The 26,534-nt window shown below is 68.0% G+C and carries 22 protein-coding genes; 16 read left to right on the forward strand and 6 right to left on the reverse strand.

Annotated elements, in window-relative coordinates; all coding sequences use genetic code 11:
* Window positions 1-95: 95 nt before the first annotated feature.
* From AC07Y4_RS22170 to AC07Y4_RS22190, 5 genes are read left to right on the forward strand one after another with little or no spacing between them, the layout of a single operon-like run.
* On the forward strand, window positions 96-548 hold the full coding sequence (locus AC07Y4_RS22170; protein WP_369631352.1) for a hypothetical protein: 453 nt from the start codon (window positions 96-98) through the stop codon (window positions 546-548).
* An 8-nt stretch (window positions 549-556) separates the two neighbouring features.
* The gene (locus tag AC07Y4_RS22175; RefSeq protein ID WP_495275116.1) at window positions 557-1,729 is read left to right on the forward strand and encodes a trans-sulfuration enzyme family protein; all 1,173 of its coding nucleotides are present in this window, start codon (window positions 557-559) and stop codon (window positions 1,727-1,729) included.
* A 22-nt stretch (window positions 1,730-1,751) separates the two neighbouring features.
* On the forward strand, window positions 1,752-2,678 hold the full coding sequence (locus AC07Y4_RS22180) for a transporter substrate-binding domain-containing protein (RefSeq protein ID WP_390346422.1): 927 nt from the start codon (window positions 1,752-1,754) through the stop codon (window positions 2,676-2,678).
* 55 nt (window positions 2,679-2,733) lie between these two features.
* Window positions 2,734-3,471 (forward strand): amino acid ABC transporter permease, encoded by a 738-nt coding sequence (locus AC07Y4_RS22185; RefSeq protein ID WP_062471835.1) that lies wholly within the window; start codon window positions 2,734-2,736, stop codon window positions 3,469-3,471.
* On the forward strand, window positions 3,471-4,160 hold the full coding sequence (locus AC07Y4_RS22190; RefSeq protein ID WP_139700985.1) for an amino acid ABC transporter permease: 690 nt from the start codon (window positions 3,471-3,473) through the stop codon (window positions 4,158-4,160). The genes AC07Y4_RS22185 and AC07Y4_RS22190 overlap by 1 nt, the downstream gene beginning before the upstream one ends.
* Before the next feature lie 7 nt (window positions 4,161-4,167).
* Here the strand turns inward: AC07Y4_RS22190 and AC07Y4_RS22195 are convergent, their stop codons facing one another.
* The gene (locus AC07Y4_RS22195; protein WP_495275117.1) at window positions 4,168-6,348 is read right to left on the reverse strand and encodes a TonB-dependent receptor; all 2,181 of its coding nucleotides are present in this window, start codon (window positions 6,346-6,348) and stop codon (window positions 4,168-4,170) included.
* A 271-nt stretch (window positions 6,349-6,619) separates the two neighbouring features.
* Window positions 6,620-8,212 carry a phospholipase D family protein gene (locus tag AC07Y4_RS22200; RefSeq protein WP_495275118.1) on the reverse strand — a complete coding sequence of 531 codons (1,593 nt, stop codon included), beginning with the start codon at window positions 8,210-8,212 and terminating at the stop codon, window positions 6,620-6,622.
* A gap of 174 nt (window positions 8,213-8,386) precedes the next feature.
* Between AC07Y4_RS22200 and AC07Y4_RS22205 the strand changes: the two genes are divergently transcribed.
* The 4 genes from AC07Y4_RS22205 to AC07Y4_RS22220 are packed head-to-tail and all read left to right on the forward strand — an operon-like array spanning window position 8,387 to window position 14,074.
* Window positions 8,387-10,483 carry a TonB-dependent siderophore receptor gene (locus AC07Y4_RS22205; RefSeq protein WP_495275119.1) on the forward strand — a complete coding sequence of 699 codons (2,097 nt, stop codon included), beginning with the start codon at window positions 8,387-8,389 and terminating at the stop codon, window positions 10,481-10,483.
* A 30-nt stretch (window positions 10,484-10,513) separates the two neighbouring features.
* Window positions 10,514-11,701 (forward strand): PepSY-associated TM helix domain-containing protein, encoded by a 1,188-nt coding sequence (locus AC07Y4_RS22210; RefSeq protein ID WP_492728418.1) that lies wholly within the window; start codon window positions 10,514-10,516, stop codon window positions 11,699-11,701.
* A complete protein-coding gene (locus tag AC07Y4_RS22215; protein ID WP_070059960.1) occupies window positions 11,698-11,910 on the forward strand; it encodes a hypothetical protein in 213 nt (70 codons plus the stop codon). Before AC07Y4_RS22210 ends, AC07Y4_RS22215 begins: the two co-directional genes overlap by 4 nt.
* 37 nt (window positions 11,911-11,947) lie before the next feature.
* Window positions 11,948-14,074, forward strand: coding sequence for a TonB-dependent receptor domain-containing protein (locus tag AC07Y4_RS22220; protein ID WP_495275120.1), 2,127 nt, complete (start codon window positions 11,948-11,950; stop codon window positions 14,072-14,074).
* Between the two features lie 75 nt (window positions 14,075-14,149).
* Here AC07Y4_RS22220 and metK read toward each other — a convergent pair whose 3' ends face one another.
* Entirely contained in the window at window positions 14,150-15,334 is a 1,185-nt protein-coding gene (gene metK / locus AC07Y4_RS22225; protein ID WP_062471813.1) for a methionine adenosyltransferase, read from the reverse strand.
* 232 nt (window positions 15,335-15,566) lie between these two features.
* Here metK and AC07Y4_RS22230 point away from each other — a divergent pair, with 232 nt between their 5' ends.
* Together AC07Y4_RS22230 and AC07Y4_RS22235 are read left to right on the forward strand one after the other, a co-directional pair.
* On the forward strand, window positions 15,567-16,466 hold the full coding sequence (locus tag AC07Y4_RS22230; RefSeq protein ID WP_369631358.1) for a lysophospholipid acyltransferase family protein: 900 nt from the start codon (window positions 15,567-15,569) through the stop codon (window positions 16,464-16,466).
* Window positions 16,463-17,347 (forward strand): LpxL/LpxP family acyltransferase, encoded by an 885-nt coding sequence (locus AC07Y4_RS22235; RefSeq protein ID WP_495275121.1) that lies wholly within the window; start codon window positions 16,463-16,465, stop codon window positions 17,345-17,347. The genes AC07Y4_RS22230 and AC07Y4_RS22235 overlap by 4 nt, the downstream gene beginning before the upstream one ends.
* Here AC07Y4_RS22235 and AC07Y4_RS22240 read toward each other — a convergent pair.
* Both AC07Y4_RS22240 and yihA read right to left on the reverse strand, forming a co-directional pair.
* Window positions 17,341-18,255: an alpha/beta fold hydrolase gene (locus AC07Y4_RS22240; RefSeq protein ID WP_489059017.1), complete on the reverse strand. Its 915-nt coding sequence runs from the start codon at window positions 18,253-18,255 to the stop codon at window positions 17,341-17,343. The genes AC07Y4_RS22235 and AC07Y4_RS22240 overlap by 7 nt on opposite strands.
* A 90-nt stretch (window positions 18,256-18,345) precedes the next feature.
* Window positions 18,346-19,092, reverse strand: coding sequence for a ribosome biogenesis GTP-binding protein YihA/YsxC (gene yihA, locus AC07Y4_RS22245; protein ID WP_495275122.1), 747 nt, complete (start codon window positions 19,090-19,092; stop codon window positions 18,346-18,348).
* Window positions 19,093-19,163: 71 nt separating this feature from the next.
* Between yihA and AC07Y4_RS22250 the strand changes: the two genes are divergently transcribed.
* From AC07Y4_RS22250 to msrQ, 5 genes are all read left to right on the forward strand, one after another.
* Entirely contained in the window at window positions 19,164-19,835 is a 672-nt protein-coding gene (locus tag AC07Y4_RS22250) for a c-type cytochrome (protein ID WP_062471798.1), read from the forward strand.
* Between the two features lie 121 nt (window positions 19,836-19,956).
* Window positions 19,957-22,137 (forward strand): cytochrome c biogenesis protein ResB, encoded by a 2,181-nt coding sequence (locus AC07Y4_RS22255; protein ID WP_495275123.1) that lies wholly within the window; start codon window positions 19,957-19,959, stop codon window positions 22,135-22,137.
* Window positions 22,134-23,453 carry a c-type cytochrome biogenesis protein CcsB gene (gene ccsB / locus AC07Y4_RS22260; RefSeq protein ID WP_062471791.1) on the forward strand — a complete coding sequence of 440 codons (1,320 nt, stop codon included), beginning with the start codon at window positions 22,134-22,136 and terminating at the stop codon, window positions 23,451-23,453. Before AC07Y4_RS22255 ends, ccsB begins: the two co-directional genes overlap by 4 nt.
* Before the next feature lie 116 nt (window positions 23,454-23,569).
* Window positions 23,570-24,583: a protein-methionine-sulfoxide reductase catalytic subunit MsrP gene (msrP, locus tag AC07Y4_RS22265; protein WP_159274009.1), complete on the forward strand. Its 1,014-nt coding sequence runs from the start codon at window positions 23,570-23,572 to the stop codon at window positions 24,581-24,583.
* Between the two features lie 31 nt (window positions 24,584-24,614).
* The gene (gene msrQ / locus AC07Y4_RS22270; RefSeq protein WP_495275126.1) at window positions 24,615-25,268 is read left to right on the forward strand and encodes a protein-methionine-sulfoxide reductase heme-binding subunit MsrQ; all 654 of its coding nucleotides are present in this window, start codon (window positions 24,615-24,617) and stop codon (window positions 25,266-25,268) included.
* Window positions 25,269-25,275: 7 nt separating this feature from the next.
* Here the strand turns inward: msrQ and lysA are convergent.
* On the reverse strand, window positions 25,276-26,534 hold a 1,259-nt coding region (lysA, locus tag AC07Y4_RS22275), incomplete at its 5' end, for a diaminopimelate decarboxylase (RefSeq protein ID WP_495275124.1).

Here is a 26,534-nt window from a genome sequence, read left to right on the forward strand (position 1 = left end):
AACAACCGCTTATGGAGAAAGAATTTCGGGCGCGATCCGGATTATCTCCAGCGTCCTAGAGTTGGTGTCTTCAGCCACTTCCCGAAAGACGCGAGATGAACCTTCGAACAGCGCTTGCAGTGACGGTCCTGGCGTGTGCGATGCCCGCATGGGCGCACGATTTTTCCAGCGACGTCGCCAGGTTCCAGACCCTCGCGGCCACCCGCAAGCCCGACAGCCCGCAGGCGGTGGCCGCCAAGCTCGCGCTGGAGCGGGCGCAGGGCGAGATGGAGCAGTCGGACGTGAAGATGCTGCTGCGCATCCGTTCGATGACCAACGCCGGCCTGCGTGCCCTCGGCGAACAGCCGGCCCTGCTCACCAGCGAGTACAAGCGCCTGGAGGCGGCACTGGCCAACCCGAAGACCCAGGACCCGGCCCGGATCGCCACCGCCCGCGAGACCTTCACCCGCCTGGGCGTGGAGATGAAGGTCTACACCGACCTCGAAACCATGGCCGTCGAGCAGATGAAGCACGCGCTGCAGCTCATCGAGTCGGCCCCCGCGAACTGACTTCCACCGTGAACCCATCCATTTCCCATCCCGGCACGTCCCCTGCGGACGCCGCCTTCGCCAGCCTCGCGCCGCCGGTGTGGCGCGCCTCCACGGTCGTCTTCGACTCGCTCGACGATTTCGTGCATCGCCGCACCCGCCTGCCGGACGGCTTCAGCTACGGCACGACGGGCACGCCGACGCAGCGCGCCCTCGAGGCGCGCATCGCCGAGCTGGACGGCGCCGCGCACGGCATCGTCTTTCCTTCCGGACAGGCGGCCATCTGTGGCGTGCTGCTCGCACTGCTCCAGAAAGGCGACCACCTCTTGATGACCGACGCCGCCTACGGCCTGGCCAAGTCCTTCGCCGTCGAGCGGCTGCAGGCGCTGGGCATCGAGGTCGAGTTCTATGCGCCGCGCATCGGCGCGGGCATCGAGCGCCTCGTGCGCCCGAACACGCGGCTCATCTGGCTGGAGTCGCCCGGCACGGTGACGATGGAAGTCGAGGACGTGCCGGCGATCACCGCCGTGGCGCGTGCCCGTGGCGTGCTGACCGCCATCGACAACACCTGGGCCAGTCCGCTGGGCTTCGCCGCGCTGGCGCACGGCGTCGACCTGTGCATTCACGCATGCACCAAGTACATGGGCGGCCATTCGGACGTGCTGATGGGCAGCGTCACCACCCAGGACGAAGGCCTGTACCGGTCCTTGCGCGGCCTGCAGTCGCTGATGGGGCTGGCCGTGAGCCCGGAAGACTGCTTCCTGGTGGCCCGGGGCCTGGACACGATGCAGGTGCGCATGGAGCGCCAGGCCGCCAGCGCGCGCCTGATCGCCGGCCAACTCGCCGCGCACCGCCTCGTGCGCCGCATGCTCTTTCCGGCGCTGCCCGGCGCGCCGGACCATGCGCTGTGGGCGCGCGATTTCGCGCAGCCCGGCTGCGTGATGTCGCTGCAGCTCGTGGACTGCCCCTACGACGCCTACCGGGCGCTGTTCGCCGGCCTGAAGCGCTTTGCCATCGGCGCCAGCTGGGGCGGCGTGCGCAGCATCGCGGCCTTCTACCCGGCGGAAGAACTCGCCAGGCGCAACTTCTGCGACGTCGAAGGGCCGGTCATCCGCCTGTCGATCGGCCTGGACGACCCCCAGGCCCTGCGCGACGAGCTGCTGGGCGCGCTGGACGCCTGCGCCACGCGTTTCGATCTCTGATCCCCGACACCTGGAGCCCGCGATGACTTTCAAGCCGACCCTTCACGCCGCGTTGACCCGTTCCTTCCTCGCCATGGCCGGCCTCGCGCTGTGCGCCGGCGTTGCCGCGCAGACCGCATCGCCGCTGGACGGCACGCTCAAGAAGATCAAGGACACCGGGGCGATCACCGTGGCCACGCGCGGTGCCTCGATCCCGTTCAACTACCTGGACGACCACAACAAGCAGGCCGGCTTCGCCTGGGAAATTTCGCAGCGCGTGGTCGCCCAGGTGAAGAAGGACCTGCAGCTCGCCCGGCTGGAGGTCAAGACCCTGGAAGTCACGCCGCAGACGCGCATTCCGCTGGTGGCCAACCAGACGGTCGACCTGGAGTGCAGCTCGACCACCAACAACGCCGAGCGGCAGAACCAGGTGTCGTTCTCGACGACCTTCTTCGTCGTGGGCGCGCGCCTGCTGGTGCGCAAGAACTCGGGCATCAAGCACTGGGCGGATCTCGTCGGCAAGAACGTCGTGGTCAGCGCGGGCACCACGGCGGAGCGCATGCTGCGGCAGCTCAACGAGAAGAACAAGTGGGGCATCCAGATCATCCTGGCCAAGGACATCAACGAGAACTTCCTGACCGTGGAGACGGGGCGCGCGGTGGCCGCGACGCAGGACGACATCATTCTGTTCAGCAACATCGCCCGCGCCAGGAACCCGGCGGACTGGGAGGTGGTCGGCGTGCCGCAGCAGAAGGAGGCCTATGGCTGCATGCTGCGCAAGGGCGACGCGGCGTTCAAGAAGCTTGTCGACGGCGTGATCACCGGGATGATGCGATCGGGCGAGTTCACCGCGTTGTACGAGAAGTACTTCCTCAAGCCCATCGCGGTGAAGGGCAGTGTGACGGTCAACTTCCCGATGTCGCCCGACATGCAGGAGCTCGTGCGCCATCCGAGCGACCAGCCGCTGTAAGGCACGGACGCGGCCACCCCTTCACGAACCGAACCGCCTCCCGGCACCTTTCGCGATGCACTACACCTGGGATTGGTTGATCTTCTTCAAACCCTCGGTCACGGGGGAGGGCCTGTACGGCCTGATGCTGGTGCGCGGGTTGCTGTGGACGGTCGCGCTGTCGCTGCTGGCCTGGACGCTGGCACTGGGCCTGGGCCTGATCGCCGGCGTGGCCCGCACGCTGCCCCACCGGACGGCGCGCACGCTGTCGGCGGTGTACATCCACTGCTTTCGCAACACGCCGCTGCTGGTGCAGCTGTTTCTCTGGTACTTCGTGGTGCCGGAGCTGTTGCCGACCGCCTGGGGCCATGCGATCAAGCAGATGAACCCGACCGCGAACCAGTTCCTCACCGTGCTGGTGGGCCTCACGCTCTACACGGCGGCGAAGGCGGCCGAGCAGGTGCGTGCGGGCATCGAGTCGGTGCCGCGCAGCCAGAAGCAGGCGGCCATGGCGATGGGCCTGGGAACCGTGGCGGCCTACCGCTACGTGATCCTGCCGCAGGCCCTGCGCATCGTCATCCCGCCGCTGACCTCGGACTTCCTGAACGTGTTCAAGAACTCGGCCGTCGCCCTGACGATCGGGCTCATGGAGCTCACCGGGCAGACGCGCCAGCTCAGCGAGTTCAGCGCCCATCCCTTCGAGGCCTTCATCGTGGCGACGCTCATCTACATGGCGATCACCTACGGCGTGATCGTGCTGATGCGCCGCATCGAACATCGGGTGCGGGTGCCCGGGCTGCTGGGCGCCGCGTGATGGGCTACGACTTCGATTGGGTCGCCCTGCAGCGCGCCTGGCCCTACCTGCTGCAGGGCCTGCAGATGACCGCCTTGCTGGTGGCGGCCTCCATGGCCGCGGGCATCGGCCTGGGGACCCTGCTGGCGATCACGCGGATCTTCGCGCCGCGGCCGGTGGCGGCGCTCGTGGCGGGGTACGTGAACCTGTTTCGCTCGATCCCGCTGATCCTCACGATCCTGTGGATCTACTTCCTGATGCCGGTGGTGCTGCGCGCCGTGACCGGCGACCCGAACCTCGGCGTCGGGCCGATCTATGCCGCGCTCGTGGCGTTCGTGCTCGCGGAGTCCGCCTACTACTGCGAGATCATCCGCGCCGGCATCGGCAGCGTGCGCGCCGGGCAGATGCAGGCGGCGCAGTCGCTGGGGATGTCGCCGGGGCAGGCCCTGCGGCACGTGATCCTGCCGCAGGCGTTTCGCAACATGACGCCCTCGCTGATCAACCAGACCATCGCGCTGCTCAAGGACACCTCGCTGGTCTACGTGATCAGCCTGAACGACTTTCTCGGCGCCGCCAGCAAGGTGGGACAACGCGACGGGCGCGTGGTCGAGGTCTACATCCTGGTCGCCGTCGTCTACCTGGTGCTGTGCACGGCGGGCGCCTGGTGGGTCACGTGGCTGCAGCGGCGCAGGACGGCGGCGGCGACCTGAGGCCTTCTCAGAACTTCGCGCGCAGCGTCAGCTGCACCTCGCGCCCCGGTCCCGGCAGGATCAGGTTGTCCACGCTGCCGTGGGCCGAGACGTAGTACTTGCGGTTGGCGATGTTCTTCAGGTTCAGCGCGATCTCGTAGCGCTCGGTCTTGTAGTTGGCCGCGAGGTCGGCGGTCAGGTACGAGGGCAGCGTGACGAGGTTGCTCAGCGAGGCGTAGCGCGCGCTGACGTAGTTCAGGCCGCCGCCGGCGCTGAAGCCGTGGCCGAGGTCCTTCATGGCCCACACGAAGGCCGAGTGGCGCGGGGTGAGCGCGGCGGTCTTGCCCTGCACCGGGATCGCGGCGCCCACGGGCAGCTGCAGCGAGCTCACGCTGGCGAGCGACTTCGTCATCTTCGCGTCGAGGTAGGCATAGCCCGCACTCACGTCCCAGCGGCCCGGCAGGCGGCCGTTGAGCGCAAGCTCCAGGCCGTTGGTGCGCTGCGTGCCGACGTTGATCTGGCGGCGCGGGTTGTTCGGGTCGGTGTTCTTGATGCCCGAGCGTTCCAGGTTGAACAGCGCGGTCGTGAGGTTCAGGCCGCCGTCGAGCAGGTCGAACTTGGCGCCGATTTCCTTGTTGACGGTGATCTCGGGCGCGTTGTCGATGTTGCCGGTGGACAGCGCGAAGTTCTCGCCCGAGGGCTGGAACGAGCGGCTGTACGACACGTAGTACGACTGCACCGTGTCGGGCTGCCACACCACGCCGGCGCGCGGGCTGAACTTGCGGTCGGTGCGTTCCAGCGGCGCGAGCTTGCGTTCGAAACTGGTGTCCTGCTTGAACACGTCGTAGCGCCCGCCGATCAGCGCCTTCCAGTGCGGCGCCAGCGTGATCTGGTCCTGGACGTACACGGCCGCGGTCTTGAACTCGCTGTTGCTCGGGATCGCGCCGTCGGCGAGGTAGGTGGCCAGCGGGATCGGCAGCGGGTCCGCCACCGGGCTGAACAGGTTCACGCGCTGCGCTCCTGTGGCGGAAGACACGCTGAAAAGGCGCTTGCGCTGCACGCCGAACTCGGCGCCGACCAGCCACTCCTGCTTGAAGCCGCCGAGGTCGTTGCGCCAGGTCAGGTCGGTCTGGTTGAACCAGCCGCTCTCGTCGCGGTCGACGATGCCGCGCGTGCGGCCCACCGTCAGGCGCACCGGGTCGGTGGTGCCGCTGGGCAGCGTGTTGTTGCGGTCCAGGTGGTAGCTCGAATAGCGCGTGGTGTTGCGCAGGCTCAGCGCGTCGCTGAAGCGGTGGTTCAGCGTGGCGGTGAAGGTCTGCACCTTGCTGGTCACGGTGTCGTCGCGCTTGCCGTGCGCGGAGCCGTAGTAGGCGCCGATGGGCACGTCGACCGGGCGGCCGTTGAGCGCCGGAATGCCGAAGTCGGTGAGGCGCTGGTCGCGCAGGTTGGTGTACTGCAGCAGCAGGTCGGTCTGCGGGCTGAACTTGATCGCCAGCGAGGGCGCGATGTTGTGGCGGTCGGTGAACTGCTGGTCGCGGTAGCTGTCCGACTGCTCGCCCGCCACGTTCAGGCGGAAGGCCATGTTCTCGCCGATGGGCGTGTTCAGGTCGATCGTGCTGCGCGTGTAGTGGTGGCTGCCCAGGCCCAGCGAGACCTCGCCGAAGCGGCGCTCGAACACGGGTTTCTTGGTCACGCGGTTGATCAGGCCGCCCGAGGAGCCGCGCCCGTAGAGCACGGCGGCCGGGCCCTTGAGCACCTCGATGCGCTCGGTGTCCGAGAGGTCGCGAAAGTACAGCGCGTCGTCGCGCACGCCATCGACGAACCAGTCGGAGATGCCGCTGAAGCCGCGGATCACGACCTGGTCGCGCTGGCCGTCGCCGTGGTTGAAGCTCACGCCCGGCACGTTGCGCAGGGCGTCCTGCATCGACACGGCGCCCTGGTCGCGCAGCAGCTGTTCGGGCAGCACGTTGACGGCCTGCGGCACGTCGCGCAGCGGCGCGCTGCCCTTGGTGGCGGTGCTGGCGGCGGCGGGGGCGTAGCCCTTGTCGTCCTCGGCGCTGACGGTGACTTCCTTCAGCGTCGTGGCGGCGGTCTGTGCCAGCGCGACGCCCGACAGCGACGCGAGGGCGGCGCCGGCCAGCAGCGAAAGGGGCCACAGCGGGCGCGAGGGGGTGGCGGTGCGGGTGGCTGTGCGGGAAGAGAGCTTCATGTTGTCCGGTTGTGCTTGTTCTTGGAGGGCGGCGCCGCGCAGGCGCAGCCGTACGCGACAACGCCCTTCGTCGCGAGAGACGAAGGGCGTTGTCGTGCCCTGCCTTGAACTGGAAATGTCTGGGTGAGGCAATGGCGCAGCGCGGACGGAAGACGCTCCGTGGCGGGACGCCATGACGGCCGCTGGACGCGGCGGGCTGAATTCTAAGGAGCTAAATGCGAGGCGTTTGCATTTGTGGCAAGGATGCGACGCGGGGCCGCCCGCTCGCGGCTCACAGCTGGTCGGTCGGCACGAACCACGAGAACAGCAGCAGCTGCAGGCGCGTGAGCATGCTGGAGTCGGGCTCGCTGTCGAGCACCTCGTTGTGCACGTCGCCGGTGCCGATCCATTGCACGTTCTGGCCGTCGGGCTTGAGCACGACGCGGTACACGCCTTCCATGTCGTCCAGCTGGTAGGCGAAGAGCAGCGCCTGCGTGAGCTCGAAGCTGCGCACGCGCACGCCGAACTCGGTGTTCAGCAGGGCCGAGCGCGGGTCGAGGTTCATCGAGCCCAGCAGCACCCACTGGCGGTCGACCAGCGCCAGCTTGGCGTGCAGGCGCCCGCGCGCCTTCTTGAGCAGGCTGCGGAACTGGCCGCTGCGCTTGAGCTGCTGCGTGCTCACCTCGTACAGGTTCACGCCCAGCTTGAGCATGTCGACGCGGTAGCGGTTGTAGTTGATGTTCACCAGCGGCTCGTCGCTGTCGGCCAGCGAGTTGGTGACCACCGTGATGCTCAGTCCGTGGTCGCGGCCCATGCGGATGCGCTCCATGCCCTCGTCGCCCGGAATGAAGTAGGGCGAGATCACCACCACGTTCGACTTCGCGGCGCCCAGCATCTCGTGGAAGCGCTGCGCCAGCGACTCCTGCGGGCGCGCCATCGTGCCCAGGGCCTTGTTCGGGCTGTCGGCGGTGGCGGCGGCCTCGGCGCGGATCCAGCGCGTCTCGCCGATGTTGTCCAGCTGCGCGCCCAGCGGCAGGTCGCCCAGCAGGTCGGTGGCGGCCAGCGGGTCGGGCAGCGGCGCAAAGGCCGGCGAGGTCGCGGCGTCGAAGGCGGCCTTCAGCTCGGCGGGCGTGAGCGTCGTGCCGGCCATGCGCTGCAGCGGGTAGACCACGTCGCTGTTCCAGTAGGTGTCGAAGATCCCGGCCGACTGCGGCACCACCGGGCCGGCCAGCAGCAGCTCGAAGTCGATGAAGTTGGCGCTCTCGCTGCGCAGGAAGTACTCGTCCGCGAGGTTGCGCCCGCCGGCGATGGCCATGGCCCCGTCGGCGATGAACAGCTTGTTGTGCATGCGGTGGTTGAGCCGCCGGAAATCGCCGAAGAATTCCAGCCAGCGCAGCGACGAGTGATCGCGCGCGTTCACGAAAGGGTTGAACAGCCGCACCTGCGCGTTCGGCTCGGCGGCCAGCCCGAGCAGCAGGCGGTCCATGCCGGCGGTGTAGAAGTCGTCGAGCAGCAGCCGCACGCGCACGCCGCGCCGGGCGGCGTCGCGCAGTTCGCGCAGCAGCAGGCGGCCGGTCTTGTCGTTGCCGAGCTGGTAGGTCTGCACATCGAGCGAGGCCCGGGCGCGGCGGATGAGCTCCAGCCGCGCATCGAGCGCGAACGAGGCCTCGATCAGCGGCCGCATGCTCGACAGCCCGTCGGGCGGCGAATCGAGGCTGGCGGCGGCATGGCCGAGCGGGGTGGCGGACGAAGCGGGAATGGCGATCGAGGGCGGCCCATCGGGCAGGCGCGGCGGCAGGCCGGCGCAGCCGGTGAGCACCAGCACGACCAGCACCAGCGCCGGGCCGCGCAGCGCAGGAAACAACGAGGCGAGGAGCTTGAGCATGGGGCCTGTCAGCGCACGCAAGGGCGTGCGGGCGGCATCGTAGCCCGGCTCGCGACGGCGACCGCGGCGGTTTTGCAACGCTTCGCCCCCGTGTGCTGGAAAACCCGTGGACCGCGACTTTCTTGACAATAGAATGCGAATTGTTATCAATAGTGTTCAATGAGCAATAAAAACATGGCAAGAATGAGGGCGCGGCGCAGGGCCGCTTCGGTGCTGGTGGGCTGTCTGGCGATCTACGCGCAGCAGCACGTTCTGGCGCAAACGGGCGGCACGGGGTCGCTGCCTGAAGTGCGCGTCGATGCGAACGCCGAAGCCGAGACCGCCACCTCGCCCGTGATCGGCTACCGCGCCAAGAACGCCGTCACCGCCACCAAGACCGACACGCCGCTGTCGGAAACGCCGCAGTCCGTCACCGTGATCACGCGCGACCAGATGGTCGACCAGGGCGCCAACAACCTGCAGGACGCCCTCAACTACGCGGCGGGCGTGCGCTCCGACGCCTACGGTGTCGACTCGCGCACCGACTCGATCCGCGTGCGCGGCGCCTACCCCGACATCTACCTCGATGGCCTGCGCCAGGCCTACGGCTACTACACCAGCACGACGCGCACCGAGCCCTACACGCTGGAGCGCCTCGAGGTGCTGCGCGGCCCCTCGGGCATGCTGTTCGGCGCGGGCACCGCGGCGGGCGTGGTCAACATGGTCAGCAAGCGGCCGCTGCAGGAGGCCCAGCGCGAGGTGGGCGTGCAGTTCGGCAGCTTCGGCCGCAAGCAGGTGCAGGCCGACCTGACCGGTCCGCTGAATGCCGATGGCTCGCTGTCGTACCGGTTGATCGCGCTGCAGCGCAAGTCCGATTCGCAGGTCGACAACGTGCCCGACGACCGCAGCGTGATCGCGCCCTCGCTCACCTGGCGCCCCAACGCAGCGACCTCGCTGACGCTGCAGGGCCTGTGGCAAAAAGACAAGAGCGGCAGCAGCTCGCAGTTCCTGCCGTGGGAAGGCACCTTGCTGCCGAACCCGAACGGCCGCGTGCCGGCCAGCCGCTTCATCGGCGAGGCCGGCGACTACTACAACAGCGAGCGCCAGACCTTCGGCTGGCAGTTCGAGCACAAGTTCAACGACAGCTGGACCGTGCGCCAGAACTTCCGCTACGCGAAGAACGAAAACGACAACCGCTACCACTACGGCGGTGCGTTCAGCGGCTTCGACAGCTGGTCGACCGACCCGGTCTTCAAGCGCGTGTTCCCCCGCTACTTCGACAGCCAGCTGACGCGCAACCGCACGCAGACCCTGGACAACCACGTCGAGGGCCACTTCCAGACCGGTGCGCTCCAGCACACGCTGCTCGTGGGCGCGGACTTCGCGCGCCAGCGCGAGAACGTCTGGGGCGGCACCACGGTCGACACCATCGACCTCTATGCGCCGGTGTACGGCCACGTGGACGAACCCGAGCGCGTGGCGCGTCCGCGCACCCGCCAGCGCCAGACCGGCCTGTACCTGCAGGACCAGATCAAGCTCGACAACTGGATCTTCGTGGCCGGCCTGCGCCATGACCGGGCCGTGTCCAGCGCCGCCGGCAGCGACGAGCAAAAGAGCAGCGCCACCACCAAGCGACTGGGCGTGATGTACGCCCATCCCTCGGGCTGGTCGCCGTACCTGAGCTACAGCGAGTCGTTCACGCCGCAGTCGCCGCGCGAAGGCCGCATCTTCTCGCCGCTGCGCGGCGAGCAGTGGGAAGCGGGCGTCAAGTACGAGCCGAAGAATCGCGCCATGGCCTTCAGCGCCGCGGTGTACGACCTGCGCGAGAAGAACCAGATCGTCGAAGAGCAGCCGAAGGTGTTCTCGCAGCGCGGCCTGACCAAGACCCGGGGCGTGGAGCTGGAAGCCAAGGGCTCGGTGGGCGCCAACCTCGACCTGATCGCCCACTACAACTACACCGACGCCGACGCGCAGATCGAAGGCCTGCCCAAGCACCAGGCCAGCTTCTGGGCCAAGTACAGGTTCTCGGTGGCCGGCATGAGCGGCTTCTCGGCCGGCGCCGGCGTGCGCGTGATGAGCTCGTTCCGCGACACCCAGTTCGGCACCGGCCCGCGCATCCCCGGTGTGGCGCTGGCCGACCTGGTGTTTGCCTACGATACGGCCCAGTGGCGCTATGCGCTCAACATCAACAACGTGACGGACAAGGTGTACTTCAGCACCTGCCTGTCGCGCGGCGACTGCTGGTACGGCGCGCGACGCAACATTGTGGCGAGCGCCACCTACCGCTTCTAGCCTTTTCCCCACCCAACGACGCACGACGACATGGACAGCCGAAAGATCAAGACCTGGGCCTGGGTGCACAAGTGGAGCAGCCTCGTGTGCACGGTGTTCATGCTGCTGCTGTGCATCACCGGCCTGCCGCTGATCTTCCACCACGAGATCGGCCACCTGCTGGGCACCGAGGTCGAGGCGCCGAAGATGCCGGCGAACACGCCGCGCATCAGCCTGGACAAGGTGGTCGAGATCGGCCGCGCCAAGCACCCCGACCGCGTGGTGCAGTTCGTCTCGCAGCCCGAGGACGACGACGGCCTGTGGTTCGTCACGCTCACGCCCACGCCCGAGCCCACCGAAGACTTCAAGTCGGTGGCGGTCGATGCGCGCACCGGCGTCGTGCTGGCGCAGCCGGAGTTCAGCCAGGGCTTCATGTACATCATGTTCAAGCTGCACGTCGACCTGTTCGCCGGGCTGCCGGGCAAGCTGTTCCTGGGCTTCATGGGGCTGCTGCTGCTGGTGGCCATCGTCTCGGGCGTGGTGCTGTATTCGCCGTTCATGCGCAAGCTCGACTTCGGTACCGTGCGGCGCGAGAAGCGCCCGCGCCTGAAGTGGCTCGACCTGCACAACCTGCTGGGCATCGTCACGCTGGTGTGGCTGTTCGTGGTGGGCTCCACCGGCATGATCAACACCTGGGCCGACCTGATCATCAAGTACTGGCAGTACGACCAGCTGAGCACGCTGCTCGCGCCCTACAAGAACGAGCCGGTGGTGCCGGTGGCCGAGCGCGGCTCGCTGCAGCGCTCGATGGAAGGCGCGATGCAGAAGGCGCCCGGCATGAAGCTGTCGTTCATCGCGTTCCCGGGCACCTCGTTCTCGAGCCCGCACCACACGACCTTCTTCCTGCGCGGCAACGAGCCCTTCACCTCGAAGCTGCTGCAGCCGGTGCTGGTCGATGCCAAGACGGCGGAGGTCACGGCGGCGCCGAAGATGCCGTGGTACCTCACGGGCCTGCTGGTGTCGCAGCCGCTGCACTTCGGCGACTACGGCGGCATGCCGATGCAGATCCTGTGGGCGCTGCTCGACATCGCGACCATCATCGTGCTGGGCAGCGGGCTGTACCTGTGGCTCAAGCGCGGCAACACCGTGCCGGCACGGACGACCACGACGACTGCGGCGCCCGCCACGGTATCGGGCCCGCAGCCTGACCCGGCACCGGCCATGAAGGTGCAGGCATGACGACGCACCACAAGGCACCGCACCAGTCCTTCTGGCGCATGTGGGGCTGGCCGATCGCGCTGGGCGTGATGACCACGGTCGGCCTGATCACCGCGCTGTTCAGCGACGGCGGCCTCGGCGACATGGTGGCCTGGGTGGGCCTGGGCATTCCGGTGCTCGTGTGCGCCTGGTACGGCTGGCGCCGCTCGCCGCGCACGGGTTCCCGCTAGGCGGAAGGGGCAGGGCACCGACGCAGAATCGGTGCCGATGAATGCCGCACTCTCCTACCCGCTTCGCCTGCTGATCCTGGGCGTTCCGCTGGCCGTGCACGGCCAGCAACCCGCCACGTCGCCGGCCGGCACGCTGCGCGACGTCACCGTTTCCACGCCGCGCGGCACGCTGTCTCCGTTTCTCGTGCCCGGCTCGGTCGACCGCGTCGACGGCGACGAGATGCGCGACAGCCGGATGCAGGTCAACCTGTCCGAGAGCCTGGGCGCCGTGCCGGGCCTGCAGGTGCAGAACCGCATGAACTACGCGCAGGACCTGCAGCTGTCGGTGCGCGGCTTCGGCGCGCGCTCGACCTTCGGCGTGCGCGGCGTGCGCCTGTACGTGGACGGCATTCCGGCCACCTTGCCCGACGGCCAGGGGCAGACCTCGAACATCGACATCGGCTCGGTCGACCGCGTCGAAGTGCTGCGCGGGCCGTTCTCGGCGCTGTACGGCAACTCGTCGGGCGGCGTGGTGCAGGCGTTCACCGCATCGGGGGAGGGCGCGCCGCGCTTGTCGTATTCGCTGGCGGGCGGCAGCTTCGGCAGCTGGCGCCAGTCGCTGCAGGTGAGCGGTTCGCAGGGCGCGGTCGATTACCTGCTCGGCGCGAGCCACTTTCGCACCGACGGCTGGCGCGAGCAGAGCGCCGCGCGGCGCAACATCGCGAACGGCAAGCTGGGCGTCGCGCTCGACAACGGCGACAAGCTCACGCTCGTATTCAACAGCGTGCGCATCGAGGCGCAAGACCCGCTGGGCCTGACGGCCGAGCAGGTTGCGCAGGCACCGCGCAAGGCGCCGCTGGCGCTGCAGTACGACACGCGCAAGACGGTCGAGCAGACGCAGGTCGGCCTGCGCTACGAGCGGCGCCTGAATGCCGAGCAGGCGCTGCAGTTCATGGTCTATGGCGGCGAGCGCAAGACCGTGCAGTTCCAGTCGATTCCACCATCGGCGCAGCAGAGTCCGCTGCATGCAGGCGGCGTGATCGATCTCACGCGCCAGTACGGCGGCGTCGACCTGCGCTGGACCGCCGCGCTGCAACTGGCCGACCGGCCCTTCGACCTCGTGGCGGGCCTGGGCTACGACAGCCTGCGCGAGCGCCGCCGCGGCTACGAGAACTACCTGGGCCCGGTGGCCGCGCCCCTGCTGGGCGTGCAGGGGCGCTTGCGTCGCAACGAGCGCAATGAGGTCTGGAACCTCGACCCCTATGCGCAGGCGGCCTGGCGCTTCGCGGAGCGCTGGACGCTCGAGGCCGGCGTGCGTCGCAGCCGCGTGCATTTCGATTCGCACGACCTGTACATAGCCGGCGCCAATCGCAACGACAGCGGCAGCGCGAGCTACAGCAAGACCTTGCCCGTGGCCTCGCTGCGCTACCAGGCCACGCCCGATCTCGCCGTGTATGGCTCGGTGGGCCGGGGCTTCGAGACGCCGACGCTCAACGAGCTGTCGTACAGACCGGGCGGCGCGAGCGGGCTCAACTTCGGGCTGCGGCCTTCGGTGAACGACAGCCTCGAAGTGGGCGCGAAGGCGCGGCTGGCCGGCGGCCTGCTGACGGCGGCGCTGTTCCACACCCGCACGCGCGACGAGATCGTCACCGCCACCAACAGCGGCGGTCGCGCCACCTTCCAGAACGCGGGGCGCACGCGGCGCAACGGCTTCGAGCTGGGCTGGCAGCACGAAACGGCCGACCACTGGCGCACGCAGGTCGCCTACACCTGGCTGGACGCGACCTACCGCGATGCGTTCTGCTCTCCGTCGCCTTGCGCGGGCAGCAATGCGGTGAACGCGGGCAACCGCATCCCGGGCATCGCGCGGCAATCGCTGTTCGCCTCGCTCGGCTGGGTGCCGCCCGAGGGCTGGCGCGCCGGTGTCGAGATGCGCGCGCTGAGCCGCATCCAGGCCAACGACCTGAACACCGCGAGCGCGCACGGCTACGCCGTGGCGGCGCTGTACGCCGGCTACCTGAAGAAGTGGGAGCGCTGGGACTTCAACGCCTTCGCGCGCGTCGACAACCTGTTCGACCGGCGCTACATGGGCTCGGTCATCGTCAACGAAGGCAATGCGCGCTTCTACGAGCCCGCGCCCGGTCGCAACTGGACGGTGGGCCTGAGCGGCGCGTATCGCTTCTGACTGAAGGCGCCATGAAAGGAAAAGGCCCGCCGCCCCGAGGGAACGGCGGGCCTTGAGGCCCGGTATTCGCAGTGCTTACTTGAGGCCGGCTGCGGCGCGCAGTGCGGCCGCTTGCGTCGTGGCTTCCCAGGTGAACTCGGGCTCTTCGCGGCCGAAGTGGCCGTAGGCGGCGGTCTTCTGGTAGATCGGGCGCAGCAGGTCGAGCATCTGGATGATGCCCTTCGGGCGCAGGTCGAAGTGCTCGCGCACGAGCTCGGCGATCTTCTCGTCGGGGATCACGCCGGTGCCTTCGGTGTAGACCGTGATGTTCATCGGCTGGGCCACGCCGATGGCGTACGCCACCTGGATCTGGCACTGGCGGGCCAGGCCGGCGGCCACGATGTTCTTGGCCACGTAGCGCGCGGCGTAGGCGGCCGAGCGGTCGACCTTGGACGGGTCCTTGCCCGAGAACGCGCCGCCGCCGTGCGGGCAGGCGCCGCCGTAGGTGTCGACGATGATCTTGCGGCCGGTGAGGCCGCAGTCGCCCTGCGGGCCGCCGATGACGAAGCGGCCGGTCGGGTTGATCAGGTAGCGCGTGTTCTGCAGCCATTCCTTGGGCAGCACGGGCTTGATGATCTCTTCGATGATGGCTTCGTTGAACGAGGCCTTCATCTTGGTTGGCGTTTCGCTCTGGTCGGGGCTGTGCTGCGTGGAGAGCACCACGGTGTCGATGCTGTGGGGCTTGCCGTCCACGTAGCGCATCGTGACCTGGCTCTTGGCGTCGGGGCGCAGGAAGGGCAGGCGGCCGTCCTTGCGCAGCTGGGCCTGGCGCTCCACGAGGCGGTGGGCGTAGTAGATCGGCGCGGGCATCAGCTCGGGTGTCTCGTCGCAGGCGTAGCCGAACATCAGGCCCTGGTCGCCGGCGCCGGTGTTCAGGTGGTCGTCCGAGGCGTGGTCCACGCCCTGGGCGATGTCGTTGGACTGCTTGTCGTAGCAGACCATCACGGCGCAACCCTTGTAGTCGATGCCGTACTCGGTGTTGTCGTAGCCGATGCGCTTGATGGTGTCGCGCGCGACCTGGATGTAGTCGACGTGCGCGTTGGTCGTGATCTCGCCGGCAAGCACCACGAGGCCGGTGTTGGTCAGCGTTTCGGCGGCGACGCGGCTGCGGGGGTCTTGTTCGAAGATCGCGTCGAGGATCGCGTCCGAGATCTGGTCCGCGACCTTGTCGGGATGGCCTTCGGAAACCGATTCGGAAGTAAAGAGAAAGTCGTTCGCCACTGTGGTCACTCCTTGAAGTTCAATTGGCGCGTTGCCAACTCTGCGGAGCCCTGGCGAACGCTTTAGCAGATGTCGACGTATCGACGGGACACAATCGCATTCGCGCTTGTGGGTGTCGCCCTGCAAGTTGTTCCGTAACTCGGCGACAATTTGCATTCTATTCGAGCCGCGCAATACCATGCGCGCGCGTCCGCCTTTTGACCCTCCCTGACTCTCTCCCCCTCCCCGTTCAATGATCACCCTGTTCCGCCTGCTTGCCCGCGTGCCGATGCCGTTGATGCATCGGCTCGGCGCCTTGCTGGGATGGCTGGTCTGGTGGTGCGCGCCGGACTACCGCCGCCGCTTCAAGGCCAACGCCGAGAGCGCCGGCTTCTCGCCCGCGCAGTACCGTCCCGCCATCGCCGCCGCCGGCCACATGGCGTCCGAGCTGCCCTGGCTGTGGCTGCGCCCGCAGGGCGAGAGCGTGCTGACGCGCGTGGTGCGCTGGGAAGGCGTCGAGGCCTTCGAGGCCGCGATGCGCGCGAAAAAGGGCGTGATCCTCGTGGCGCCGCACCTGGGCAGCTGGGAGATGTGCGGCCAGGCCATCGGCGAGCGCTTTCTCGCGGACTTCGGGCCGATCACCGCGCTGTTCCGTCCGGCGCGTAAAAAGTGGATGGCCGACCTGATCGCCGCGGGATCGCGCGACCGGCCCGGCCTGCAGACCCTGCCGACCAACAACACCGGCGTGCGCGGCCTGATCCGCACGCTGCGCGGCGGCGGCTACACCGGCATCCTGCCCGACCAGGTGCCGCCACTGGGGCAGGGCGTGTGGGCGCCTTTCCTCGGCCGCCCCGCCTACACCATGACCCTGCTTCCCCGTTTGGCCCAACAGACCGGTGCCGCCTGCTTTCTCAGCGTGTGCGAGCGCCTGCCGCGCGGCGCGGGCTACGTGATCCGCTTCGAGCCGATCGTCGGCACCGCGCTCACCGACCCCAATGCCTCCATCGAGGACGCCGCCGCCGCCATGAACGACGGCATCGGTCGCCTGATCCACAGCCTGCCCGGCCAGTACGTGTGGGACTACGCGCGCTACAAGGAGCCGCGCGGCGAACCCGCCGTGGTGGCCAATGCCGCAGGAGGGGCTGCGCCATGAGCCTCAGCTCCCGACTCGGTATCGGCTTCATGCGGGTGCTGGCCCCGCTGCCCCTGCCGCTCGTGCGCGGCTTCAGCAAGGTGCTCGGCCGTGTGCTGCACACCATCGCCGTGCCGCGGCGGCGCGTGGTCGACCGGAATCTGGCCCTGTGCTTCCCCGGGAAGTCGGAGGCCGAGCGCCGCGCCATCGCACGCGAGACCTTCGTCTTCGTCGCGCAGTCATGGCTGGACCGCAGCTGGCTGTGGCATGCGCCCGAAAAGGTGGTGAAGAGCCGGCTGAAGATCGTGGGCGCGGCGCCGGAAATCCGCGAGATCGCCGAGGGCGAGGCGCCGATGATCCTGTTCGCGCCGCACTTCTACGGCCTGGACGCCGCGGCCACTGCGCTCACCATGCACACGGCGCGCCCGTCGGCCACGATCTACACGACCCAGCGCGACCCGATGGTCGACGCCTGGATCCGCGAAGGCCGCACGCGCTTCGGCGACGTGGCGGCGCTCAACCGGGTGGACGGCATCAAGCCCATCCTCGCGGGGCTGCGCAAGGGCGGCCTGCTGTACCTGCTGCCCGACATGGACTTCGGGCGCGACCAGACCATCTTCGTGCCCTTCTACGGCGTGCAGGCGGCCACCGTGCCCTCGCTCTCGCGCTTCGCGCGGCTGGGCAAGGCCAAGGTGGTGCCGGTGGTGGCCAAGCTCACGCCGGGCGGTTATGAGATCCAGGTGCTGCCGGCGTGGCAGAACTTCCCCACCGACGACGTCGAGGCCGACACGGCGCTCATGAACGAGCGCCTGCAGGGCTACATCGACACGATGCCGTCCCAGTACTACTGGGTGCATCGGCGCTTCAAGACCCGCCCGGAGGGCGAGCCGCCGATTTACTGATTGCGGGCCAGGAAGCCTTCGATTTCACGCGCGACCAGTTGCGGCTGCTCGTGCACGATCCAGTGGGTGGCGTTCGGCACCTTCTTGACCTCGAGCTTCGGCACATAGTCTTCCAGCCCTTCGAGCAGGCCCGGCAGCAGCGCCGCGTCGTCGAGCGCCCAGAACACGAAGGTCGGCATGGTCACCGTGAGGCGTTCGCGCGGCAGCACCGGGATGCTGTCGACGGTCTGGCCCGGCAGCGGCGGCTTCATCGGCGTCACGCGGTACAGGTTGCAGGCGCCCGTGAGGCCCGCGCTCCAGACCTCGCGGTACTGCTGCTTCACTTCTTCGGTGAGCCAGCCGAAGCCGTCCGGGCCGGCCTTCATCAGCAGGAAGAAGGGCCACATACGCTTGAAGTCGTCGGCCGCGAGCAGGGCTTCGGCATCGGGGCGCGCGAGGAAGTGCATGTAGGCACTGGCCTGCTGCTGTGCCGGGTTGTTGCGCAGCTCGCGCGTGAAGGTGCCCGGGTGCGGCGAATTGATGATGACCAGCTTGCCGACCTGCTGCGGGAAGGCGTTGGCGTAGCCCCAGGCGAAGGCGCCGCCCCAGTCGTGGGCCACCAGCGCGGCCATGGTGCCGTCTGCGCTTTCGGTGGCCACGAGCTGCTGGATGTCCTGGATCAGCAGGTGGGCCTTGTAGTCGGCGACTTCCGTGGGCGCGCTGGACTTCTCGAAGCCGCGCAGGTTGGGCGCCACGCAGCGGTAGCCGCCGTGGGCCGGGTCCGAGAAGTAGGCGAGCAGTTCGTCCCAGATGAACGCGGCTTCGGGAAAGCCGTGCAGGAACACCATCAGCGGCTGGCCCGGCTTGCCGGCGGCGCGGCAGCTGAGGGTGGTGCCGTTGGGCAGGCTGCGTTGGAAGGTCTCGATCATGCTTCGTGTCTCCTTGGGTTGACTGTCGCTATTGTTTTGATAGTGAACTTCGCAGGCGAGGCGCTCGATGCAGTCGGTTCCTCTAGCGCATCAGGCGTCTTCGGCCGGTGGTGGCGCGGGCGCTGCCGGTGCTGCTGCGGCGTCGTCGGGATGCACCCAGCGCCACAGCAGCTCGGCCGCCTCGCCGACCCCTTGCTTCTTCAGGGCCGAGAACAGTTTGACCTCGCCGCCGCCGGCGTTCAGTCGCGTAATCGACAGCACCTTGGCGGCTTCGGTGCGCGTGAGCTTGTCGGACTTGGTCAGCAGCACGAGGAATTTCAGGCCCTGCTCGACGCGCGGACGGATCACGTCGAGCAGGATCTCGTCGAGCTCGGTCATGCCGTGGCGCGGATCGCACATCAGGACAACCCCGCGCAGACTTTCGCGCGTCATGAGGTAGTTGCCCATCACGCGCTGCCAGCGCAGCTTGGCTTCCTTCGGCACGGCCGCGTAGCCGTAGCCGGGCAGGTCGGCCAGCACGGCGTCGTCGACCTTCTGCTTGCCGATGCCGAACAGGTTGATGTGCTGCGTGCGGCCCGGCGTCTTCGAGGCGAAGGCCAGCCGTGTCTGCTGCGTCAGGGTGTTGATGGCGGTCGATTTGCCGGCGTTGGATCGGCCGACAAAAGCGATCTCGGGCAGGTCGACCGGGGGCAGGTGCTCCAGCTGCGGAGCGCTGGTCAGGAAGTGGGCGGTGTGCAGCCAGCCGAGGGCCACGCGCTCGCGTTCAGCGACCTGCGGGTCCACGGCAGGGGCCGCGCGGGGAGGATAAGCGGCGGACTTGGCGCGCGGGGAGGTCATCAATGGGCTTTCGGAACGGGGCGCCATTGTAGAATCGCGGGGTTTTGCGCCATAAATTCGAAGCCCCCGATATGAAGTTGTTTGCCAATATTCTGCTTGCAGCCCTCATGGGCGTCGCAGCCAGCGCGAGTTTTGCAGCCGATGAGCATGCCGCTGCCCCCGCAGCGGCAGCCGCCAAGCCGGCCAAGCCCGATCCCGCCAAGGGCGACACGCTGTTCAATGCGACGCCGGCCAACAGCCAAAGCTGTGCTTCGTGCCACAACGCGGACGGCAACTCGGCCATCGCAGCCAACCCCAAGCTGGCGCAACAACACCCCGAATACATCCTCAAGCAGCTGCAGGACTTCAAGTCCGGCAAGCGCAAGAGCGCGATCATGAAGCCGCTGGCCTCGGCGCTGTCCGAAGAAGACATGCGCAACATCGCCTGGTTCGTCGGCTCCAAGAAGATCAAGCCGGGCTTCTCGAAAGAGAAGGACACGGTCGCCCTCGGTGAAAAGATCTACCGCGGCGGCATCGGCGATCGCCAGATCCCCGCCTGCGCCGGCTGCCACAGCCCGAACGGTGCCGGCCTCCCGGCCCAGTACCCGCGCCTGGGCGGCCAGCACGCCGACTACACCGTGACCCAGCTCGTGGCCTTCCGCGACAACGTCCGCCTGAACAGCTCGCCCATGAACGGCGTGGCCGCCAAGCTCAACGACCGCGAAATCAAGGCCGTGGCCGACTACATCGCCGGCCTGCGCTGATTTCCGCTGTCGCGCTGTCCAGCGTGAACTAACCGCCGATAAAAATCCCAAACAAAGGGCGGGCCGATCCAGGAGGATGGCCCGCCCTTTTGTTTTTTTCTCCTTTCCTGGTTCCCTTCCGATGACCGTTTCCACCCATGGCCTTCGCGTGCATCGCGGCCCGCAGCTGCTTCGCGCAGCGGTGGAACTGCTGTCGTCGATGCGCTTCGCGATCGCGCTGCTCACGGTCATCTGCATCGCCTCGATCATCGGCACCGTGCTCAAGCAGCATGAGCCGATCAACAACTACATCAACCAGTTCGGGCCTTTCTGGGCCGAGCTGTTCCGCACGGCGCGGCTCGACTCGGTCTACAGCGCCTGGTGGTTCCTGCTGATCCTGCTGTTCCTGGTGATCAGCACGTCGCTGTGCGTCGCGCGCAACACGCCGCGCATCCTGATCGACCTGCGCACCTTCAAGGAAGACATCCGCGCGCAGAGCCTGAAGGCCTTCGGCCAGCGCGCTGAGAACCGGCTGGCTGAAACGCCCGACATGGCGGCCAACCGCATCGGCCAGCTGCTCGTGAGCGGCGGCTGGAAGGTCAAGCTGCAACAGCGCAACGCCAGCGCCGACGGCAAGGCCTCGGCCGGCTGGATGGTCGCGGCGCGCGCCGGCGGCGCGCACAAGCTGGGCTACATCGCTGCCCACAGCGCCATCGTGCTGGTCTGCATCGGTGGCCTGCTCGACGGCGACCTGGTGGTGCGCGCCCAGACCTGGTTCAACGGCAAGAGCGTGTTCACGGGCGGCGGCATGATCGCCGACGTGGCGCCCGAGCACCGCCTGTCGACCGCCAACCCGACCTTCCGCGGCAACATCCTCGTGCCCGAGGGCGGGCGGGGCAACGTGGCCATCCTGAACCAGGCCGACGGCGTGCTGCTGCAGGAGCTGCCGTTCACTATCGAGCTGAAGAAGTTCATCGTCGACTACTACTCGACCGGCATGCCCAAGCTGTTCGCCAGCGAGGTGGTGCTGCACGACCGCGAGAGCGGCGAGCAGGTGCCCGCGCGCATCGAGGTGAACCACCCGGCCAGCTACAAGGGCGTGGAGATCTACCAGTCGAGCTTCGACGACGGCGGCTCCACGGTGAAGCTCAAGGCGGTGCCGATGGCGGCCGCGGCCAAGCCTTTCGAGGTCGAGGGCATCATCGGCGGCCCGAGCACCGAGATCACCAACGGCAAGGACAAGCTCACGCTCGAGTACGCCGCGCTGCGCGTGATCAACGTCGAGAACTTCGCCGACGGTGGCGCCATGGGCAGCGGCGCCGACGTGCGCAAGGTCGACCTGCGCCACGGCATCGAGTCGCGCCTGGGCGCAGCCAACAAGACCAACAAGCCCAAGGTGCTGCGCAACATCGGCCCGAGCATCGGCTACAAGCTGCGCGACGCGGCCGGTCAGGCGCGCGAGTACCAGAACTACATGGTGCCGGTCGACGCCGGCGACGGCCAGCCGGTGTTCCTGCTGGGCATGCGCGAGAAGCCCGAGGAGCCGTTCCGCTACCTGCGCGTGCCGGCCGACGAGCAGGGCTCGATGGACGGCTTCGTGCGCATGCGCACCGCGCTGGGCGACCCCGCCTCGCGTGAGCGCGCCATCGAGCGCTACATCGCCAAGGCGACCGACCCGAAGCGCCCGGAGATGGCCGAGCAGCTGCGCGTGTCGGCTGCCCGCGCGCTGGCGCTGTTCTCGGGGGCCGAGCGCGCCAAGGCCGACGCCGCATCGCAGGGCGGCTGGCAGGCGATTGCCGAATTCATGGAAGCCAACGTGCCCGAGGCCGAGCGCGAACGCGCCGGCACGGTGCTGGTGCGCATCCTCAACGACGTGCTGTTCGAGGTGCTCAATCTGAGCCGCGAAGGCGCCGGCCTGGCCGCGCTGCCGAACGACGAGAAATCGCAGGGCTACCTGACGCAGGCCGTGCTGGCGCTGAGCGACGCGCACTTCTACCCGGCGCCGGTCGCGATGATGATGACCGACTTCACCCAGGTGCAGGCCAGCGTGTTCCAGGTGGCGCGCGCCCCTGGCAAGAACATCGTCTATCTGGGGTGTCTGTTGCTGATCGTCGGTATTTTTGCCATGCTGTACGTGCGCGAGCGCCGCCTGTGGGTGTGGCTGACACCCGGCGGCGGCGCCTCTGGAGACAACGACGGCCGCGAAACGGTCGCCACGATGGCGTTCTCGGTCAACCGCAAGACCCTGGACAGCGATCGCGAATTCGAGCACCTGAAGCACAGGTTGCTCGCCCTGAAGAAAGAAGAACCGGCGTCACCATGAACACCACGACCCTCACGCTCCACGAAAGCTGGCTCTCCCGCCGCAACCTGTTCGACTGGGTGTTCGCGGCGCTGGTGCTGGCCGGCGGCGCGTTCGCCTTCATGCGCCACGCCGGCTCGATGGACAGCTACGAAAAGCCGATCCTCGTGGCGGCGCTGGTCTCGGTCATCGGCATCTGCTGGTTCTGGCGCCCGCTGCGGGTGCTGACGCTGGTGGTGGCCGCGGCCTCGCTGCTGGCCATCAGCTCCTACCAGGGCGACCTGGCGCGCGCCGATTCGGTGTTCTGGCTCAAGTACTTCCTGTCGAGCCAGTCGGCCATCCTCTGGATGAGCGTGCTGTTCTTCATGAGCACGCTGTTCTACTGGATCGGCTTCGCCGCCGGCAAGCAGCAGGCCGACACCTTCGACCTGATCGGCTCCCGCCTGGCCTGGGCGGCCGTGACGATGGCGCTGATCGGCACCATGGTGCGCTGGTACGAAAGCCACCAGCTCGGCCCGGACATCGGCCACATCCCGGTGAGCAACCTGTACGAAGTGTTCGTGCTGTTCTGCTGGCTGACGGCGGCGTTCTACCTGTACTTCGAAGAGCGCTACAACACGCGCGCGCTGGGTGCCTTCGTGATGCTGGTGGTGAGCGCGGCGGTGGGCTTTTTGCTCTGGTACACGATCGTGCGCGAGGCGCACGAGATCCAGCCGCTGGTGCCCGCGCTGCAGAGCTGGTGGATGAAGCTGCACGTGCCCGCCAACTTCATCGGCTACGGCACCTTCGCGCTCGCGGCCATGGTGGCCTTCGCCTACCTCATCAAGGAGCAGGCGAGCGAGACCCGCTGGTACAAGCTCACGCCGATCTGGCTCCTGGGCGTGGCGCTGTGCTTCGTGCCGGTGGCCTTCCGCCAGCGCGTGCAGGAAGCCGGCGGCAGCTACTGGGTGATCTATGCGGGCATCTCGGCGCTGATCGCGGCGGGCATCCTGCTGGGGCGCAAGCGCATCGCGGCGCGCCTGCCGGCCAACGAGGTGCTCGACGACGTCATGTACAAGTCGATCACCGTCGGCTTTGCCTTCTTCACCATCGCGACCGTGCTCGGCGCCCTGTGGGCGGCCGACGCCTGGGGCGGCTACTGGAGCTGGGACCCGAAGGAAACCTGGGCGCTGATCGTCTGGCTCAACTACGCGGCCTGGCTGCACATGCGCCTCGTGAAGGGCCTGCGCGGCACCGTCGCAGCCTGGTGGGCGCTGGCCGGCCTGGCCGTGACCACCTTCGCCTTCCTGGGCGTGAACATGTTCCTGAGCGGGCTGCACAGCTACGGCACGCTGTAAGCGCAGGCTTGGCGCCTTTTGCGAAGAATTGAAACCACGCGCCGCCATGGCGCGTAACCAAACCGGGGCATGTCACGAACTACCCTGAGCACAACGATTCACGCGAAAGGCCTGCCATGTCGTTCCCTTCCCGTTCGCACCGTCGCGACACCCACGGTTTCAACCATCCGCTGTCGAGCGAGATCACGCCGCGCGCGGCCTACGAAGGCCGGCGCGACCTGCTCAAGTTGATGGCCGGCGGTGCCGCGGGTGCGGCGCTCGCCACCTTCGCCGGGCGCGAGGCCTTCGCCCAGGCGACCGGCCCGCACAAGCTGGCCCTGCTGCCGGGCGCCAAATCGGCCGTGCCGGGCGCGCAGACGATGGAAAAGCTCACTGACTACAAGGACGCGAGCAGCTACAACAACTACTACGAGTTCGGCGTCGACAAGGGCGATCCGGTGAAAAACGCCGGCACCCTCAAGACGCGGCCGTGGACCGTGGAGGTCGAGGGGCTGGTCAAGAAGCCGGGCAAGTACGGCATCGAAGACCTGCTCAAGCTCAGCGCCCAGGAAGAACGCATCTACCGCCTGCGCTGCGTCGAGGGCTGGTCGATGGTGATCCCGTGGGTCGGCTACTCGCTGGCCGAACTCATCAAGAAGGTCGAGCCGCAGGGCAACGCCAAATTCGTCGAGTTCGTGACGCTGGCCGACCCGAAGACCATGCCCTTCGTCGGCTCGCGCGTGCTCGACTGGCCCTATACCGAGGGCCTGCGCATGGACGAGGCGATGCACCCGCTCACGCTGCTGGCCTTCGGCATGTACGGCGAGGTGCTGCCTAACCAGAACGGCGCGCCGGTGCGGCTCGTGGTGCCATGGAAGTACGGCTTCAAGTCGGCCAAGTCGATCGTCAAGATCCGCTTCGTCGAGAAGGAGCCGAGCACGGCCTGGAACAAGGCGGCGGCGCAGGAGTACGGTTTCTATTCGAACGTGAACCCGACCGTCGACCACCCGCGCTGGAGCCAGGCGACCGAGCGCCGCATCGGCGATGGCGGCGGCCTGTTCGCGAAGCGGCGCAAGACCGAGATGTTCAACGGCTACGAGGCACAGGTCGGCCAGCTCTACGCCGGCATGGACCTGAAGAAGAACTACTGAGCGGGCGCGCCCGCCCGGTCGTTGCGCCATGCTGAACAAGCTGCTCATGCACCCGGCGACCAAGCCGGTCGTCTTCCTGCTGTGCCTGCTGCCGTTTGCGCGGCTGGCCTTCGGCGCCTTCACCGACGGGCTGGGCGCGAACCCGGCCGAGTTCCTGATCCGCGCGACGGGCGACTGGACCCTGCGCTTCCTGTGCATCGTGCTGGCGGTGACGCCACTGCGCGTGATCGCCAAGCTCAACGCGCTGGCGCGGCTGCGCCGCATGCTGGGCCTGTTCGCGTACTTCTACGTGGTGCTGCACCTGCTGTGCTACAGCTGGTTCGACATGGGCTTCGAGTGGGGCGAGATCGCCAAGGACATCGCCAAGCGGCCGTTCATCCTGGTGGGCTTCTCGGCCTTCCTGCTGCTGACGCCGCTGGCGGCCACCTCGTTCAACCGCGCGATCAAGGCGATGGGCGCCAAGCGCTGGCAGCTGTTGCACAAACTGGTCTACGGGATCGCGGGGCTCGGGCTGCTGCACTTCTTCTGGATGCGCGCGGGCAAGAACAACTTCGCCGAAGTGTTCGTCTACGCCGCGATCATCGGGGTGCTGCTGGCGTGGCGCGTCTGGAATTTCGCGCGCAAGCGCCAAGCCAGGCCCGCAGTGGCCGTGCGCGGCAGCGAGAAGCCGCTGCGCACCGGCTGAGACGGGATCAGCCGTCGATCTCGGCGCGCAGCTGGTCTTCCATCGTCTCGCGACGGCGGATCAGCTTGGCGCTGGCGCCGCTCACCAGGACCTCGGCCGCACGGCCGCGCGTGTTGTAGTTGCTGGCCATGCTCATGCAGTACGCACCGGCCGACAGCACGGCCAGCAGGTCGCCGGCCACCACGTTGAGTGCGCGATCGCGGCCAATCCAGTCGCCGCTTTCGCAGACCGGGCCCACCACGTCGTAGGTCGGGGCGTCGCCGGCGCGCTCGCGCAGCGGCACGATCTTCTGGAAGGCCTGGTACATCGCGGGGCGCGGCAGGTCGTTCATGGCTGCGTCGACGATGCAGAAGTTCTTGTCTTCGCCGGGCTTGGTGTAGAGCACCTCGGTCACGCACACGCCGGCATTGCCGACCAGCGAACGGCCGGGTTCGATCACCAGCTTGCGCTGGCCGAAGCCGCGCGCGTCCAGCTTGGCGAGCAGCTGCTGCCACAGCGCATCGGCCTTGGGCGGCACTTCGCCGTTGTAGTCGATGCCCAGGCCGCCGCCGAAGTCCAGGTGATGGATCGGCACGCCGGCCGCCTCGATGGCTTCCACCAGGTCGAGCACGCGGTCGCAGGCGTCCAGGTAGGGCGAGGCTTCGGTGATCTGCGAGCCGATGTGGCAGTCGATGCCGACCACCTCAAGACCCGGCAGCCGGGCGGCGTGCTGGTAGGCCTGCACCGCGCGGTCGTGCGCGATGCCGAACTTGTTGCCCTTGAGGCCGGTGGAAATGTAGGGGTGCGTCTTCGGGTCGACGTTCGGATTGATGCGGATGCTGATCGGCGCGCGGACCTTCTCGGCCAGCGCCACCTCGTTGAGCACGTCGAGTTCGGCCTCGCTCTCGACGTTGAAACAGGCGATGCCGGCCGCCAGGGCCTGGCGCATCTCGGCGCGCGTCTTGCCGACGCCCGAGAAGATGATCTTCTTGGGATCGGCGCCCACGGCCAGCACGCGCGACAGCTCGCCGCCCGAGACGATGTCGAAACCGCAGCCGGCCTCGGCGAACACGCGCAGCACGCCGAGCGAGGAATTGGCCTTCATCGCGTAGCAGATCAGCGCCTCGCGGCCCTCGAAGCCGCGCTGGTAGGCGGCCAGGGCGTCGAGCATCCACTGCTTCGAATAGACGAACAGCGGCGTGCCGTGCGTGCGCGCCAGCGCGTCGAGCGCGACGCCCTCGACGTGCAGCGCGCCGTCGCGGTGGGCGATGTGGGGGTGGCCGGGCA

The sequence above is a fragment of the Variovorax sp. GW460-12-1-14-LB1 genome, assembly GCF_059423605.1.

Coding starts and splice junctions, on each gene's coding strand:
- AC07Y4_RS22170 (WP_369631352.1), top strand. CDS start 96: ATGAACCTTCGAACAGCGCTTGCAGTGACGGTCCTGGCGTGTGCGATG.
- AC07Y4_RS22180 (WP_390346422.1), top strand. CDS start 1,752: ATGACTTTCAAGCCGACCCTTCACGCCGCGTTGACCCGTTCCTTCCTC.
- AC07Y4_RS22185 (WP_062471835.1), top strand. CDS start 2,734: ATGCACTACACCTGGGATTGGTTGATCTTCTTCAAACCCTCGGTCACG.
- AC07Y4_RS22190 (WP_139700985.1), top strand. CDS start 3,471: ATGGGCTACGACTTCGATTGGGTCGCCCTGCAGCGCGCCTGGCCCTAC.
- AC07Y4_RS22195 (WP_495275117.1), bottom strand. CDS start 6,348: ATGAAGCTCTCTTCCCGCACAGCCACCCGCACCGCCACCCCCTCGCGC.
- AC07Y4_RS22200 (WP_495275118.1), bottom strand. CDS start 8,212: ATGCTCAAGCTCCTCGCCTCGTTGTTTCCTGCGCTGCGCGGCCCGGCG.
- AC07Y4_RS22205 (WP_495275119.1), top strand. CDS start 8,387: ATGGCAAGAATGAGGGCGCGGCGCAGGGCCGCTTCGGTGCTGGTGGGC.
- AC07Y4_RS22210 (WP_492728418.1), top strand. CDS start 10,514: ATGGACAGCCGAAAGATCAAGACCTGGGCCTGGGTGCACAAGTGGAGC.
- AC07Y4_RS22215 (WP_070059960.1), top strand. CDS start 11,698: ATGACGACGCACCACAAGGCACCGCACCAGTCCTTCTGGCGCATGTGG.
- AC07Y4_RS22220 (WP_495275120.1), top strand. CDS start 11,948: ATGAATGCCGCACTCTCCTACCCGCTTCGCCTGCTGATCCTGGGCGTT.
- AC07Y4_RS22230 (WP_369631358.1), top strand. CDS start 15,567: ATGATCACCCTGTTCCGCCTGCTTGCCCGCGTGCCGATGCCGTTGATG.
- AC07Y4_RS22235 (WP_495275121.1), top strand. CDS start 16,463: ATGAGCCTCAGCTCCCGACTCGGTATCGGCTTCATGCGGGTGCTGGCC.
- AC07Y4_RS22240 (WP_489059017.1), bottom strand. CDS start 18,255: ATGATCGAGACCTTCCAACGCAGCCTGCCCAACGGCACCACCCTCAGC.
- yihA (WP_495275122.1), bottom strand. CDS start 19,092: ATGACCTCCCCGCGCGCCAAGTCCGCCGCTTATCCTCCCCGCGCGGCC.
- AC07Y4_RS22250 (WP_062471798.1), top strand. CDS start 19,164: ATGAAGTTGTTTGCCAATATTCTGCTTGCAGCCCTCATGGGCGTCGCA.
- AC07Y4_RS22255 (WP_495275123.1), top strand. CDS start 19,957: ATGACCGTTTCCACCCATGGCCTTCGCGTGCATCGCGGCCCGCAGCTG.
- ccsB (WP_062471791.1), top strand. CDS start 22,134: ATGAACACCACGACCCTCACGCTCCACGAAAGCTGGCTCTCCCGCCGC.
- msrP (WP_159274009.1), top strand. CDS start 23,570: ATGTCGTTCCCTTCCCGTTCGCACCGTCGCGACACCCACGGTTTCAAC.